Annotated in this window: 13 protein-coding genes; 2 read left to right on the top strand and 11 right to left on the bottom strand. The window is 51.2% G+C overall.

The genetic code is table 11. The annotated features are described in order from the left end of the window. Positions 1–27: 27 nt before the first annotated feature. The 7 genes from B036_RS0126960 to B036_RS31345 all read right to left on the bottom strand — a co-directional run bounded on the left by B036_RS0126960 (position 28) and on the right by B036_RS31345 (position 8,162). On the bottom strand, positions 28–2,028 hold the full coding sequence (locus tag B036_RS0126960) for an FG-GAP-like repeat-containing protein (protein ID WP_026232388.1): 2,001 nt from the start codon (positions 2,026–2,028) through the stop codon (positions 28–30). Between the two features lie 44 nt (positions 2,029–2,072). After that, positions 2,073–3,311 (bottom strand): DEAD/DEAH box helicase, encoded by a 1,239-nt coding sequence (locus B036_RS0126955; RefSeq protein ID WP_026232387.1) that lies wholly within the window; start codon positions 3,309–3,311, stop codon positions 2,073–2,075. A 213-nt stretch (positions 3,312–3,524) separates the two neighbouring features. Next, the gene (locus tag B036_RS0126950) at positions 3,525–5,150 is read right to left on the bottom strand and encodes a serine hydrolase domain-containing protein (protein WP_020571838.1); all 1,626 of its coding nucleotides are present in this window, start codon (positions 5,148–5,150) and stop codon (positions 3,525–3,527) included. 273 nt (positions 5,151–5,423) lie between these two features. Next, positions 5,424–6,128, bottom strand: coding sequence for a hypothetical protein (locus B036_RS0126945; protein ID WP_020571837.1), 705 nt, complete (start codon positions 6,126–6,128; stop codon positions 5,424–5,426). Next, positions 6,125–6,499 carry a GntR family transcriptional regulator gene (locus B036_RS0126940; RefSeq protein ID WP_020571836.1) on the bottom strand — a complete coding sequence of 125 codons (375 nt, stop codon included), beginning with the start codon at positions 6,497–6,499 and terminating at the stop codon, positions 6,125–6,127. The genes B036_RS0126945 and B036_RS0126940 overlap by 4 nt, the downstream gene beginning before the upstream one ends. A 3-nt stretch (positions 6,500–6,502) precedes the next feature. Beyond that, positions 6,503–7,318, bottom strand: a complete 816-nt coding sequence (locus B036_RS0126935) for a hypothetical protein (RefSeq protein WP_026232386.1) — start codon at positions 7,316–7,318, stop codon at positions 6,503–6,505. Between the two features lie 4 nt (positions 7,319–7,322). Continuing rightward, a complete protein-coding gene (locus B036_RS31345; RefSeq protein WP_020571834.1) occupies positions 7,323–8,162 on the bottom strand; it encodes an ABC transporter ATP-binding protein in 840 nt (279 codons plus the stop codon). A 643-nt stretch (positions 8,163–8,805) separates the two neighbouring features. Between B036_RS31345 and B036_RS0126925 the strand changes: the two genes are divergently transcribed. Continuing rightward, positions 8,806–10,473 carry a caspase family protein gene (locus B036_RS0126925; protein ID WP_020571833.1) on the top strand — a complete coding sequence of 556 codons (1,668 nt, stop codon included), beginning with the start codon at positions 8,806–8,808 and terminating at the stop codon, positions 10,471–10,473. A 105-nt stretch (positions 10,474–10,578) separates the two neighbouring features. Here B036_RS0126925 and B036_RS0126920 read toward each other — a convergent pair whose 3' ends face one another. From B036_RS0126920 to B036_RS31340, 4 genes are all read right to left on the bottom strand, one after another. After that, positions 10,579–11,547 carry a YbbR-like domain-containing protein gene (locus tag B036_RS0126920; protein WP_157472500.1) on the bottom strand — a complete coding sequence of 323 codons (969 nt, stop codon included), beginning with the start codon at positions 11,545–11,547 and terminating at the stop codon, positions 10,579–10,581. Continuing rightward, positions 11,516–11,830: a preprotein translocase subunit YajC gene (gene yajC / locus B036_RS0126915; protein ID WP_026232385.1), complete on the bottom strand. Its 315-nt coding sequence runs from the start codon at positions 11,828–11,830 to the stop codon at positions 11,516–11,518. Before yajC ends, B036_RS0126920 begins: the two co-directional genes overlap by 32 nt. A 2-nt stretch (positions 11,831–11,832) precedes the next feature. Next, positions 11,833–12,330, bottom strand: a complete 498-nt coding sequence (locus B036_RS0126910; protein WP_020571830.1) for a DUF1573 domain-containing protein — start codon at positions 12,328–12,330, stop codon at positions 11,833–11,835. A gap of 554 nt (positions 12,331–12,884) precedes the next feature. Further along, entirely contained in the window at positions 12,885–13,610 is a 726-nt protein-coding gene (locus B036_RS31340) for an inorganic pyrophosphatase (protein ID WP_020571829.1), read from the bottom strand. A gap of 190 nt (positions 13,611–13,800) precedes the next feature. On the opposite strand from B036_RS31340, the gene B036_RS31335 reads away from it, so the two are divergent. Beyond that, positions 13,801–14,274, top strand: coding sequence for a shikimate kinase (locus B036_RS31335; RefSeq protein ID WP_020571828.1), 474 nt, complete (start codon positions 13,801–13,803; stop codon positions 14,272–14,274). Positions 14,275–14,299: the final 25 nt, after the last annotated feature.

The raw sequence follows: 14,299 nt of genomic DNA, 5'->3' as shown, positions 1-14,299 counted from the left end.
CCTTTTGCTTTGATGCAATTAAATAGCCTAACGAACCACGAGTTTGCGTGCCTCTCCACCTGACCGGATAAGGTAAACGCCAGGAGCCAGCCCCAATAACGACAAGCGGTTACCGCGCGCAACTTCGGGCTGGCTAAGAACCCGGCCATCAATAGACTCGATGCTGTAAAGGGCGGCACTACTTTCGTTCCGCACATTGACCCATTCTCCGGCCGGATTAGGAAATATTTCGAAGGCAGCAACTGCGAAACTGACGGTCGCAATTGAGCTATAAGTAAATGCGCCGTCTACGTCCACCTGCCGTAACCGGTAATACGACGTACCCGGGAGTGGGCTTTCATCGAAGGCCAGGTAGGCTTGGGCACCAGATTCATTCCGCGCAGCTTCCCTGCCAGCTTCTGTCCAGTGCGTCAGATTAGTACTACGTTCGATGATGAAATGACTCGTTCCCCGTTCCTGACTCGTTGACCAGTCAAGTTGCACCTCCTTTCCTGCGGTTATGGCAGTAAACGATTGCCATTCCAGGGGTAGCGATTGATCAAAGGAGCCCTCCTCGACAGCCAGGGTCTGGTTGGCCAAAACGTTGAAAGCGATTTCCGTCAACCCGCTCGGCCAGCGGATAACGACACTGTCCACCATGGTCGTAGCCCCCAAACCGAAGTGCTGCGTAAGCGAATTCATGATGCCGTAGCCTTCTCCTGAACGGACTTCCCGTACCTGGACACCGAAATCCGAATCGTACACTTTAATCTTGGTGCCTATAGCATCAAAATTGGAAGCTACCCCTTGCAGCCGAAATTTCAGGTGGTTAGCACCACTCCTGGTATTGATCATCATTACGTCTGGCTCCGAAGTACTGGGGAGATTATAGCCAGAGGCATATCCTCCGTAGAAATCAATATATCCATCATTATTCAGGTCGCCTGTAGCTACGCTTTGAGGTGCTTGTTCATTGAGCGGTCCGATAAGCTGGCTGCCAATGAGTTGCACCATACCGGTCCCGGCATTATTCTGATAAATGATTAGCGGAATCCCCTGTCCATGGGTGAGTAAGAGATCAATCCATCCGTCATTATTGAAGTCTTCAAAATTACACTGAATCCCACTGGAGGTAACGGGGAGGGAGGCCGCTATTCCCGTAGCAACGGTTACATCAGTGAATACATTATTACCGTCGTTTCGGTAAAGTGCGCCACTTTTGTCGTGATTGACTACAAAGCAGTCCATATCTCCATCGTTATCAATATCCGCAAAATCAGCAGACCAGCTCTGGGCTAATGGCAACAAACCAGCAGCCTCGGCTACATCGGTAAAACTTCCGTCACCGTTATTTCTAAACAACTGGTTTAAACGCCGGCCATCTGTAGGATCCCCGACCCCCAGTTTACATTTACTTAAATACATATCCAGGTCACCGTCGTCATCGTAATCTGTCCAAACGGAAGCGTAATTTCCTGAATTATCCGACGGGACAGTAGAATAGGCCGATAAAAGGTTAAGGTCGTAAGTCATAGATTGGCCTCCGCTGTAGCGGTAGGGCTTTGATATGTCTACATCATCACAAGCGAAAAATTCGACGAGCCCATCATTGTTAATATCAATAAAGTTAGCGCCTTGCAGGAAAAAGACTTCAGGCAAGGGAGTACTGCTAAAACCTAATGGGTTCAAAGGATCTTCCGCAAACCAAATTTCCGTGCTGTTATTGGTCCCGCCCACGGCAATATCCCTAACGCCATTACCATCGACATCGGCCACGGTTATTCCCCAGGTCCGGGTGGAAAGAGCCGTAGGAAACAGGTAGGCGGAAAAACTACCGCCCACATGCTGAAATTCAATACGAATATTCCTACCGTCACCTATTCGTATGATGTCATCCAGGCCATCCTTATTCACATCCACAACGGCCATGGCAACGCCACTGTGAGTATTGCCGGTGGAGAGCAAACCAGACTGGTTTGAAAACATGGGTTGTGCCGATAGCGCGGCTGACAAAAAGAAGGAAAATACAAAAAAGAGTAGGTTACGCATCGACAATATTAGGTTATTGGTTCAGCCGTAATATCGGAAACTTATCACTTGCCCTTTTTTTTCTTTTTCCGCTTGAGCGTTTCCTCAACTTCCTTCATCAATTCTTCGAGATTCATACCGTCTTCGCGGCTAAAGGCGATGGTTTCCCGGTACTTGCTCCGGTCCAATTCTACCACCTTGATTTCCGTACCCGTGTAGGCCTCCACCGCCCGCAGCTTGTCGTGTTCTTCGGGTGCACAGAAGGAATAGGCAAAGCCACGGCGCGTACCACGGCCAGTCCGCCCAACCCGGTGAACGTAATTATCGGCCTGGTCAGGTAAATCGTAATTGATCACGTGGGTTACATCGGGGATGTCGATGCCACGTGCACTAACGTCGGTAGCAACCATCAGTCGTTGCTCGTTCTCACGAAATGCTTCCAACGCTATATTTCTGTCCTCCTGGCTCAATTCTCCGTGCAGGACCAAAGAAGGAATTTTCACCCGGGCCATCGCTTTGCTCACCCGCTCAGCGCGTACTCTTGTTCGTACGAAAGCGAGGATTTTAGCCTCTGGATTTTCTTTCATGAACCGTTCCAGAAAGAACCGTTTGTCGTCCATATCGATGAAAACCACGGAATGGTCCACGTTTTTGGAAATTGGATCCTTAGGGCTGATCTGAATCCTGATCGGTTTTTTCACCAGCGTATACGCCAGTTTTTTGATCTTTTCATTGATCGTTGCGGAGAAGAATAAGGTTTGCCGGCGCATTTTCAGGTGTCCGAGTACGCCCCGAATATCTTCAATGAACCCGAGATCTAGCATCAAGTCTGCCTCGTCCAACACCAGAATATTTACCCGTTCCAGGCGTAAGACCTTTTGGTTAAGGAGGTCGAACATACGACCTGGCGTGGCGATCAGGATGTCCACACCTTCCTGTAATTGTTGAATCTGTGGATCTTGTTCTACCCCACCGGTCAGGGCAAATACGTTTACACGCGTCCCCTTAGCCAAGTCATCAAAAACGGAATGCAACTGCATCGCCAGTTCCCGGGTGGGGACCATGACCAGACATTTGATTCCGTCCTTACGGCGCGCATTCTCTTTTCCTGTATGGATTAATTGTACGACAGGGATGGCGAAAGCGGCAGTCTTCCCCGTTCCTGTCTGGGCAATGCCCATAACGTCCTCACCGGCCAATATGTGCCGGATGGCCTTATACTGGATGTCCGTCGGGCGTTTCCAACCGAGTTTACCGATACTACGAATGATTTCGGAAGCGAGGGGATAGTCTGTAAATTTCACAGTGCGAAGGTAGGGATTAGAAACCAGGAACCAGGAGCTAAAAGCAGGAGAGCAGGAGCTGGGGAACTGGTTCCTGGTTCCTAGTTTCTCAGGAGGCGCGGCCGCAGGTGCATGGGAAGGTTTTGGGGCGAGTGGGATGTCAGCCCTGATTAAAACCAGACCCCATCGGGGCATAACCCGCTCGCCCTTGAAGCCTAGCTCATTCACCTTTGCTTACTTAACCAAAATTGCCTCCAGCAAATAATTCTCCACCATCTCTTCAGTCTGTAGATGGGCATATGGCATTCCGTAAGCTGTTCCGGTAATAACAACAACAACCTCTAACCCTGGAATCATCATCACCTTATTTCCACCATTCCCACTTGCATAGGCTACTGGATAAGTTGCTCCGTTTACCGTGAGGACGTCGTGCCAGAAAAGGTAACCGTAATGCCCGTCCTTATCATCGTTTCGGGCAACAAGGGGAGATAGACTTTCTTCGGCCCAGCCAGCGGGGAGTAAATCCCGCCCGCCATCGAGGTACAACTGCCCGAAAGCCGCAAGGGAAAGAGATGACATTTGGAGGCTTCCTGCGGTATTGCCCACCCCCGTTGGCGTACGTTGCCATTGCTGATCAGTAATACCAAGTGGGGAGAACAACTGCCTGGCAGCGAACGCTTCCAACCCTCCGGGCACCAATCGGTGCACAATGTCTCCCAGCACCACTACGCCAGCACTGGAGTACTGCCAGTCCGTCTTTTCACGAGCGGGCAGATCGAGGGTAAACCGAACCCAGTCCCTGGTAGGGTACATTTTCTCTTCCTGGCCGGGGGAATCCGGATCTGCATCATCGCTGGCAAAACCTGCGGTCATGGTAAGGAGTTGGCGGAGGGTTGTTTTCGCTTTAAAAGATGAAGGATGCCCAAATTTGTTGAGGTCATAGAATCCGGCTAAGGGTTGATCAATACTTTTTAGGTGACCCGCTTTAATTGCTTGCCCAAGTAAGGCTCCGGCAAACGATTTTCCCACAGAACGGGTATCATGAATGGTGGTACGGTCTGCACCATTAAAGTATTCCTCCAGGACAAGGGCCCCGTTTTTGAGTACAACGACACTGGTTATATCTTCAAACTGGCCGGTAGCAATCTTTCGGTTCATGGCCTCAATCCGGTCTGAGTCGAGTACATCTTCAGTTGTGGGAAACCGGTCAGTAGGAGCGATGGCTTGTACCACGACCTTTGCCGGGTCAACCTCCCGTTCGGTAGTGTTCACCCTAATTCCTCCCTTTGCTATCAATGGACCGGTAACCACTTCGCCCTTGTCCAGGTAAGGCCGGACTTCAATTTCCAAAAGGTGGTTACCGCCATCAAGCGCCGTTTCTCCTCCACCGAGTTTCATGAATTTCATCCAAAGGAAACGCCCCCAATGGTCTTGTTCTTCGGCTCCGCGCAGTGGAATTCCAAAAACGGTCACCTCGTTTTTGTCTTCGCAGGAACCGGCGCCCGTTTGCAGGTTGTTCACGTACACTACTGCACCGTCGACTAAAAAGGTGAATTGAAAACTACCGGCATCACATAATTCACGCACGGAAAGACCGGGGGCCAGGTCATGCAGGTGGGCGGTGATGGTTTTGTCGAGGAACATCCGGCCGTTGAGTTCGGTGGTGGTATTCAGGTCCACGGTGGTCAGATGATCGGCCTCCCTGAAGTCTTCATAGCTGATCCAATCGGTCATAAAGACAATTTTACCGACGTTGGTACGGTGGCTGTCATCATAAATTTCGCCTTCGTTCAGGACAAGTTCTGGTGCCGGTTCTCCACAGGAGAAACATAGCAGGAGAAGGGGTAGGTAACGTAACATGGGGTGTTGAGTTAGTGAATTAGAGAATGGTTGAATGTGGACAGTAGCTACAGCTAGCGCCGTAAGTACAGCGTTGACCAGTTCATTCGATGTGTCGCAAAGGCCCGGAGGGCCGTCTCTCGTAGCGAGGGGTCAGCGTAGATCCGCAGGATCAAGTGCAGCCCCTCGTTTTCGTTAGGCGATCACGAAATATTGTAAGTTCAGTAGCCCTTGCTCAAAACCCCCTCTGTGCACCTGCGCCCCCGCCCCCTAAACCTGAGCAGGTCCAAAGAATTAATCCCGCCCCATTTTAGTCCGCAGTAGCTTTCTAAACTTCAAATTTGGCGCCGTGGCCAGGTTCCGTGCATCGCCGGGCTCATCGTACATAATCTCCAGGCGATCAACAGATCCATGCAGGTTAGACAGGTCGTCCAAAGAGTAAACCATCAGGTCCCGACTCGCAATTTGTAGCGGATGATCGGGAAAGTTGGCGATGCGCAGCATTTGGAAATTCAACGCCCCCTGGGTGACGAAGTCCGGTTGCAGGATGGTGCTTTCTACCGGTACTCTGGCTAAACTGATCCGCATTTCCCGTGAACCATGAGCGTGCAGATTTAACCGTATTTCCACCAGCTTTGTCAGGCGAACCGGCCTTTTAAAGTCCGGAACGATCCGCCCCGTCTTGTGGCTGATCTCCAGTTGTTCCAACGCTGCTTGCGGGCCAGAAGCGATCACCTCACGCCCCATTTCCGGGTTGTGAATAACCCTGAATCCAGGATTTACCGTCACCCGGTTAAGCAGACCGACAGCAAATCGTTTTTCCAGGACCGGCCCACCCGTAGCATCTACTACGTTGTCGATACTGGCAATAAATGCCTTAACCTCCGGATGTTCCTCCCCCAGCTTTTGCTGTTCAATCCTGGGTAGTACGGTCAGGAAAAAATCACTGGCAAAAAGTGCCAATACACTACCGACGAAAATTAGAAGTGGGATTTTCATAATTGATTGGTGATGGAGGGTGGGAAAAGAAGTTCGTGTAATTCCTTGGCATCGATTTCGAGTAACTCAAGGTTCTTCCTGAGTCGGGGCAACTCCTCCTCCAGGAAAGTTTGCCGGCGCAGTTGGACCGCAGCATTACGACCGGCTTCGGTAACGAAGAAGCCTTTACCTCGCTGCGTTTCAATGATCTCCAGCGATTTCAAATAGTCGTAGGCGTGCATCACAGTATTGGGGTTAACCCCCACTTCAGCAGCTAGTTGGCGTACAGAAGGAATACGCTCCCCCCCGGCCCAAACACCGCTCAAGACCTGCTCAATGCCGAATTCTGCGATTTGTCGGTAAATTCCCTGACTGGTTTCTTGAATATCCATAAATCAGGTAGTTTTTCGGTTTAGGGCCATTCCCATTGACATCAGCATAAACAGCAAGCATACTCCCATCAGGCAGATTGCCAGTGTATTCCACTCCTCCAAATAGTACGGGATCGGTGACGACGCAGACTCCTTAATAAGGAATCCATCATCCATCATTCCCACCACATTAGTCGCATCAAATGCGGTAGTTGTATGTTCGATGTCAATTCGGTCTGAATACAGATTTCGGGTCTGAGAAAGGTACAAAGCTGCCAGACCCAAAAAGCCAAGGATGAATATGGCGCTAAGCTTCGGGTAAGCGATCGAAGAGAACATCCAGTAGGAAGAAGAGATTAAATGAACCAGCGGACCAACAAACAACACTGGCAACAAATACTGTGGTGAAGGAAAGAGGATAAAATCCGGGGCAACTAACCAACTAAAACCAGCTAATAGCAAGGGCGGCACAAAAGAGATGAGGGAAACGAAGCCCCAATTTACCAACAACAAGCTGGCCAACCTTTCCTTATTGCTCACCGGAAGTGAAAAGTACCTTACTCCCCGATCCTCTTCCTTAAAGTCCTTAAAAAAGGCAGCGCCGCAAATAATCGTGGCGGAAAGCCACCCAACAATAATGATGATGCCCATCATTATGTCGGCATCAAAAACAGTGTATTGATTGTACAGTAACCCGCTCGTTGCATCATCGTCCTTTCCTATCAAACCGATAAAGAATAACACAGTAAGCACAATGCCCGACGAGAGCAAATAATATACCCCCGGCATTTCTCTGATGGCTGCACGAGAAGCCAATAGTACTCTTTGAAAACTATTCATGGTCTTATCTTTTTTCGGCATCAATCGGGCGGGGCAAGCCGCCGTCGGTAAGGGCCAGGTAAAGGGTTTCAAGGTCGAAGGTCGCGGTTCCCGGGCGACCGTCGGCGTGTACGGTGAGCCAACCGCCAGGTACCCTGCGGGCGTAGCCTTTATCGCCGTAGGGCAATGGTTTCGTACTTAGGTTAAAGCTGTAAAATCGCTGCGCGACGTCGATGGCAAGGTGTGCATCGATTCGTCCACCGTTCAACAATATGACGTGGTCGAGCACCGGTTCAATTTCACTGAGCAGATGGGTTGCAATGATGATCGTCTGCCCAGCCTCGGTGCCGGCAATCAGGGAGCGGCGAAATTGGTCCTTGCCCTGAATATCGAGCCCAATGGTGGGTTCATCAAGCAGTAATACCTGGGTTCGGGTGGCGAGGGCAAAAGCGAGCTGCGCCCGTCGCTTCTGGCCAAAGGAAACCCTGTTCAATGGCTTGTTGGCCTCCACCCGAAACTCTTTGAGCGTCTCCTCGAAAAGCTCATGGTTGAAGTTGGGGTAAAAGGGCGCGTAATACTTCGCTATCCTGCGAGGTGACCACTTGGGAAAGTAAGGTTCACTCGGCAGGAAGTAAAGCCGTTGGAGCAAATCAAGCGGACGGTCCTGAGGGATTTGATCCAGCGCAGTAATGGTTCCGGAACCTGGAAATTGCAGGCCGGCAATCAGCTTAAGCAGTGTCGTTTTACCCTCCCCGTTCGGAGCACACAGACCGGTTATACCAGCCTCTTGTATCGAAAAATTCACCCCGTCCAGCACCTTTAGGCTACCGTAGGAATGCTTCAGGTTATTGGCTTGAATTATCATTGCTTGAGTGTATTAGTTATGTAATACAGTGCAATAGTACGGGAGATTTCTACAGGAATCAAGCATTGCCGTCTAAAATCGATGAACGTTGCTGGAAAGTCTACGAGTGTTTCACTGCCGTTGGCCCTGAGGTTGCTGACAACTGAAGAGGTCTCGGTGAAGAAGAACAAGATTTTGACGGTAAGCCTACAGTATGTTTGGGGCTGCTCGGGATAGATAACCACTAAGACACTCAGGCAATAAGAGCTATACTAACGGGAATATCGGGCATAGACCAAAGATGTGCTATAGGTGCAGGTATGTGCATTTCAGGGCGCAGACGCAGGTGCAAAGTTGGGGAGAGGAGTAGCCAGGTTTTGAGCCTGACCTTTCGCCCACAGCCTTTCGGTCATACTTAGTGAAAAACCTTGTCCCTTAGTGCTCTCCTCCCCTCCTCCACCACTCTGCTCCTCTACCCCCGCCCTTCGGGGCTGCGCCAGCGGCGCAACCGGGGAATTTTGCACCCGCGTCTGCGCCCAAACCTACCGTTCCCTCATGCTATGCTGACCTTAACACTTAAGCCCACAATTTTTACTCACTTTTGAAGGCTAAATAGATAACCGATTTACAGAAAGCTTTTTTACCTGCCTTAAATTCCCAAAACATGATTCGCCTTTTCATTTTGGCCTGCCTTTGCAGTGCCTGTTTCACACTTTCCGCTCAAGGTACCTGCCTGCGGGGAGATTGCCTGAGTGGCAATGGAAAAATGCGTTTTCCCGATGGCGCTACCTACGAAGGTCCTTTTAGAAAAGCAGAATTTCATGGCCTTGGCATGCTTACCTACCCCGGCGGTGCACGCTATGTGGGCCATTGGCGGAACTCTCTGCAGGAAGGTGAAGGCCGGATGACTGAAGCTGATGGCACCAGCTACGTAGGTGGTTTCCACCAGGGCAAACGTCATGGAGAAGGCACCATAACCTTCGCCAATAAGAATGAAATGAAAGCCACCTGGGCCTTCGACCGATTGAAAGGAGAAGTCGCTTTCACTTTTGCTAATAACGACTATTACGAAGGGGAAACTGACGGCACTAATCTTACGGGTAATGGCACCATGCAGTACGCTAATGGCGACAAGTACATCGGGCAATGGAAAAATAATCAGCGGGACGGACGGGGCAAAATGATCTTCGAAGACGGAACCGAACTCTCCGGAGACTGGGAAGGTGACAATTTCCACGCCGACTGGTCCTCCCTTGGTTTCCAGGGTGACCTTGCTGCCGCTCCTGATTGTAATGGAGGTTGTGGAGACAACAACCGGGGCAAGTATCGCTACCCCAATGGCACCACCTTCTACGGCAAGGTGAATTCCAGCCTACCCGCTGGAAACGGAACGGTGGCTTACACAAACGGCAATACCTACCACGGTGGATTCAATAACCACCAGCCGGAAGGATTAGGCATTATGTATTACGCCGACGGCGAAATGCACGGAGGCATATGGCGTAACGGCGCGCTCTACCGAAAAATATTTTCCGCCATGGGCCGCCCGGCTCAGAATATAACCCCCGATTTCGACCCAACGGTGAAAGTATGGGCTGTCGTCGTGGGTGCAGCCCGGTACACCCATATGCGGACCCTCAAGTACACCGACGATGACGCTTACCAACTTGCCGGTTTCCTCCGCAGTGTGGAAGGAGGGGCCCTGCCCAACGAGCAGGTAAAAGTGCTTATTGACGAGGACGCCACCCACCGCAACATCATCATGGCCATGCGGGAAACTTACCGACGTGCCGATGAAAACGATGTCATCCTCTTTTATTTCAGCGGTCACGGTTTAAAGGGATCCTTCCTACCCGTCGACTACGACGGATTCGTCAATCGCCTCGAACACTACCAATTGCGCGACGCTTTGATGGCGAGCCGTGCACGCCACAAACTCGTCATCGCCGATGCTTGCCACAGTGGCAGCCTTGGCGGTAGGGACAATGCTAAAGGAGGTGGTATCGGAGGCGGCGGTGTTGATGCCACCCTGAATGCTTACTACGACGCGCTGAACAATGCCCAGGCCTCCACCGCGCTTCTGCTCTCCAGCAAGGGCGAAGAGATCAGCCTAGAAGACGGTGGGCTCCGGTCCGGTATCTTCAGCCACTACCTCATCCGGGGTATGCAGGGAGAAGCCGACAGCAATGGCGATAAGCTCGTTTCCATCCAGGAACTGTTCAACTTTGTTCACCGCGAAGTCCGCCGTTATACCGGTAACATCCAGACGCCTACGCTGACGGGAACTTATGATGAACTAATGCCAGTTTCGGTGATTCGCTCGCGGAGATAGACTAAATCTCGCTGCGCTCGTTTTCTTGGTAGCCAGCCTTCCCTTGGTGTAGCCCTTAGTGCCTTAATGGTTCTCTGCCGCGTCATGAGTAAAGTACACCCACACCTACTCCACCAGATAATACTCCACCACCCGAGGCGAAAACCGAGCCCCGACAACCGTACCGGGCTTCCGTACCAAAGTTAGCGGTACGGTATTATAGCTGGTTCCGGAAGCATGTCCGGAAAGGTCAGCAACCAACAAAAAATCACTGGGCCGAAAGCTGCCGAACGCACGTTGCGGCAGGCTGATGACTAATTGGACCTCCTTTGGGGAATACTCGAAGGCCTGGTCTACCGGAGCATTTTCAACGGTGACGGGAACGGTGATTTTTTCCTGGATAAAAGCTTCTACATTGAGTTGAACGCGCACCTCCTGACGGGATAAGGTAATCCCTTCCTCGGAGGGTTCAAGGCCTACAATGTTATCGATGTCTTCGTTTACGTCTTTCAAAATAAGACCTAAAGTTGGCCATTCCTCAACACCTTCCAGCGCATCCGTTGCGCCGGTTATCGTGATACTGTCGGGCGTGATGACTGGAGCTTCCAGGGCCATATGACCTTCTGCAAACTGCAACTTAACTTTACTGACAATGGGTACCCGCTTACCCTCTTTCGGGGTGGTCAGGATGGGAATCGATTCAAAGCCGGGGAGTTCGGGCGTGAGTTTAGAGCTGGAGAGCTTCCGGCTGATTTGCCGCAAAAGATCGGTGCTGGTGAGCCGGAGGTTGTCCCGGTTACGTACGTCAATTTCGACCGGAAGGTTACCGGGCCGCATACTTTCCCAGATCAGGTTCCAGCCGTTTCCATTAACTTTTGCTTCGAGCTGCTCGGGCATTCTCCCTACCAGCACCCGCTCGGGGTCCACCAGATAGTTGACCTCAACACTACGGTTGATGTCATAATCGCGGGATAAATTCAGGATCAGCCAAAAAACCAGCGCAGCACCCAGGCAAATGAGCAAAATATTCCGGTCTTCCGGTGTCATTTGCCCCAGCGGATTCTTACTTGTCAGTGTCTTTAGCGTGAACGGCATCAGTAAGCCCCTTTGAGATAGAATTTTTTGTTACCCGAATGTACGTCTTATTCCCCACGTTGAGGGTAACGATGGCCCCTTCGATTTTGTCGATCCGCCCCAGCATACCGCTGGCGGTAACCACCTCATTGCCCTTATCCAGCGCCTCCTCGAAGTTTTTTTGTTCCTTGGCCTTTTTACGTTGTGGCAGTACCATGAAAACGACGATGACACCGAGCATCAAAAACATTGGCAGCAAACCCGTGAGTGGACTGCCTGAAGCTTGAAGAAAGAGAGATTCCATGGTTATTTTTCTTTTATTACGGTGCCATCAATGTACACAACAGTGGAGGCAGGATAAGTATTTGCAGTAATCGTGACGGCTTTGGTTTGCTGTCCGTATTTGTTTTTTGTGTCGAAGGCCACCGAGATGACCCCTCCCTCTCCCGGAGCAACGGGTTGCTCGGGATAAGCAGGGACCGTGCAGCCACAGGTAGATCGGGCTTTTGTAATCAACAACGGCACCTTACCAGTATTGGTAAAGGTAAAATCATGGTTGACGACTTCCCCCTCTTTTACACTTCCAAAAGTAAATTTGTTGGCTTCAGCAAAGGATAATTTCGCCACGTTTACCGTATCGATATTGTCCACCCCGGCATCTACCGGGTTACGAATCAAGGCAGCATTCGGGCCGAGTTCCGACACATCTGTTCCATTATCCGGCGCGGACGCGGGTCCAGACTCACAACTTAGGAGCAGGGAAAGAAGAAAAGCAGGGAGTAGAACCTGAAAGATCAATTTCATACGTAGCGGGAGGTTTTTCGCCGAAGGGCAAATGTAGGTAATTAGTTGCTAGTCTAGTAACGCGAATCAAAGGCTAAAAGGCCAAGTGCAGACGCTCGGAGCGTTGCGATCGACGGAATTGCGCAGCAATTTTGTCGGTAGTAACCTCCGAGCAAGGGTGTCCGATATTTAGAGACTTAACCCTGTGCGAAGTCGCCTCTCCCCTAACCCCTCTCCCCCGGAGAGGGGAACTAAACTACGCTGCGGCTACTGCCTTGCTGTATCGTCTCAAGCAGCTTAGATGGTTGTATTTACTTGAGTTTTGAGCGTGAATCCTTCCTCCATTTCGCCTGAAAACACTGATGCTTGGGTCACCCCTCTCCGGGGGAGAGGGGCTGGGGGAGAGGCGACTTTTAGAGGTTCTAGACGAAATTTTGTATACCCTACCTCCAAGCGTCCAATTTTCTGGTTTTAGCTCTTGATTCGCGTTAGTAGTTCAATAGTTCATACTCTATAGTTCATGGATATGGAGCCCTTGCTTCAGGCTATTGAACTACAGACTACTGAACTATGAACTATAAATCCTTAAGAATCTCCGTCCGCCGCGTACTAAAGTCCATCGCTTCCATCAGCGTGACCGACATCACCTCCTCCAGGTTACCGTACGCTGCGGCATAATCTTCTTGGCTGCGGCGAATAACTTCGTATGCTTCTTCCCGGCCGTAGACGTCGGTGATCTCACATTTCGCCGTCTCGTCCGGTAAAGACTTATAGGTCAGAAAATAGTGCTGTAACCTGCGTACAATGCTCGGGGGCAACTCCTTCACGTCGTCCCAGGCACTGTACACTTCGTCGTTGTCCAGTACGGCAATGATCTTATCGTCGGCTTCGCCGCCGTCCAGCATCCTAAACCCACCGATGACCTTGGCTTTAACGATGATGTTTCCGTGCGTGACTTCCCGCTCCGTCAGGACGCAGATATCCAGCGGGTCATCGTCACCAACGATGTCCTTACGCCCAGTTTGCTCCATGCAATAAGCGGCCACTCTTTCTTTGCAATACGTCCGGGGAATAAAGCCGTAGAGGGCCGGGACGATGTTGGAGAACTTCTGTGGCCGATCGATCTTGAGGTAGCCAGTCTTCTTGTCCACCTCGTATTTTACCGTATCGGAGGGAATAACCTCAATAAAGGAAGTAACTACTTCCGGTGTACGGCTGCCAATCTCGATACCGTGCCAGGGGTGCGATTTGTAACGCAGTCCGATGAGTTTCCATAGTTTATCGTAAGCTTCGTGAGCCATGTTAATCTGGTTTTGGGATTCGGCCGCAAAATTACGCCTTCCGGGGTGGGGATTCCAGCACTTATTAGACTAAGTTTGAATATTAACGTGCTCTTGTTAGGCCGTAAATCTATCGTAGACCACTATTGTCTGTTAACTAAAGACTAAGTACTACCTTAGCCTCATCAAAAAGATCTACCTGACCGGCTTCATGGGCTGCGGCAAATCCTACGTCGGCAGCCGCCTGGCCATCGAACTTGGTGTGCCCTTCATCGACCTCGACGCAGAGATCGAAGGTACCGCCGGTAAATCCATCTCGGCCATTTTCGCAGAAGCCGGCGAAGCTGCGTTCCGCCGGCTGGAGACCGAGGCGCTGCGCGCCACCGCCGCCCTCCCCGCCTTCGTACTGGCCACCGGGGGCGGAGCCCCCTGCTTCCACGACAACATGGCCTGGATGAACGCCAACGGCACCACCGTCTTCCTCGATCCCGACCTGGAAGTCCTACTCGACCGCCTCGAAGCCGGTCGGGACCATCGCCCTCTCCTGCAATCCGGCACGGCGCTCCGGAAACTGGTGGTCGACAAGCTGGCCGACCGCCGACCGATTTATGAACAAGCGGCTATTCATCTCCATGGCCCGGAGGCTGACGGAGACGTGGCGTGTACTTTGGTCAATAGGTTTTAGTCCTAAAAATTATTTCGCGAGTGCC

Source organism: Neolewinella persica DSM 23188 (assembly GCF_000373105.1).
In the GTDB taxonomy this organism is placed as follows: Bacteria; Bacteroidota; Bacteroidia; order Chitinophagales; family Saprospiraceae; genus Neolewinella; species Neolewinella persica.
This window is presented reverse-complemented; position numbering and strand designations above follow the sequence as displayed.

Bases quoted from the DNA above. Each gene is read 5' to 3' on its own strand.
- B036_RS0126935 (WP_026232386.1), bottom strand. From the start codon at position 7,318: ATGAATAGTTTTCAAAGAGTACTATTGGCTTCTCGTGCAGCCATCAGA.
- B036_RS0126940 (WP_020571836.1), bottom strand. From the start codon at position 6,499: ATGGATATTCAAGAAACCAGTCAGGGAATTTACCGACAAATCGCAGAA.
- B036_RS0126920 (WP_157472500.1), bottom strand. From the start codon at position 11,547: ATGCCGTTCACGCTAAAGACACTGACAAGTAAGAATCCGCTGGGGCAA.
- B036_RS31340 (WP_020571829.1), bottom strand. From the start codon at position 13,610: ATGGCTCACGAAGCTTACGATAAACTATGGAAACTCATCGGACTGCGT.
- B036_RS0126950 (WP_020571838.1), bottom strand. From the start codon at position 5,150: ATGTTACGTTACCTACCCCTTCTCCTGCTATGTTTCTCCTGTGGAGAA.
- B036_RS31335 (WP_020571828.1), top strand. From the start codon at position 13,801: ATGGGCTGCGGCAAATCCTACGTCGGCAGCCGCCTGGCCATCGAACTT.
- B036_RS0126910 (WP_020571830.1), bottom strand. From the start codon at position 12,330: ATGAAATTGATCTTTCAGGTTCTACTCCCTGCTTTTCTTCTTTCCCTG.
- B036_RS0126925 (WP_020571833.1), top strand. From the start codon at position 8,806: ATGATTCGCCTTTTCATTTTGGCCTGCCTTTGCAGTGCCTGTTTCACA.
- B036_RS0126960 (WP_026232388.1), bottom strand. From the start codon at position 2,028: ATGCGTAACCTACTCTTTTTTGTATTTTCCTTCTTTTTGTCAGCCGCG.
- B036_RS0126945 (WP_020571837.1), bottom strand. From the start codon at position 6,128: ATGAAAATCCCACTTCTAATTTTCGTCGGTAGTGTATTGGCACTTTTT.
- B036_RS31345 (WP_020571834.1), bottom strand. From the start codon at position 8,162: ATGATAATTCAAGCCAATAACCTGAAGCATTCCTACGGTAGCCTAAAG.
- yajC (WP_026232385.1), bottom strand. From the start codon at position 11,830: ATGGAATCTCTCTTTCTTCAAGCTTCAGGCAGTCCACTCACGGGTTTG.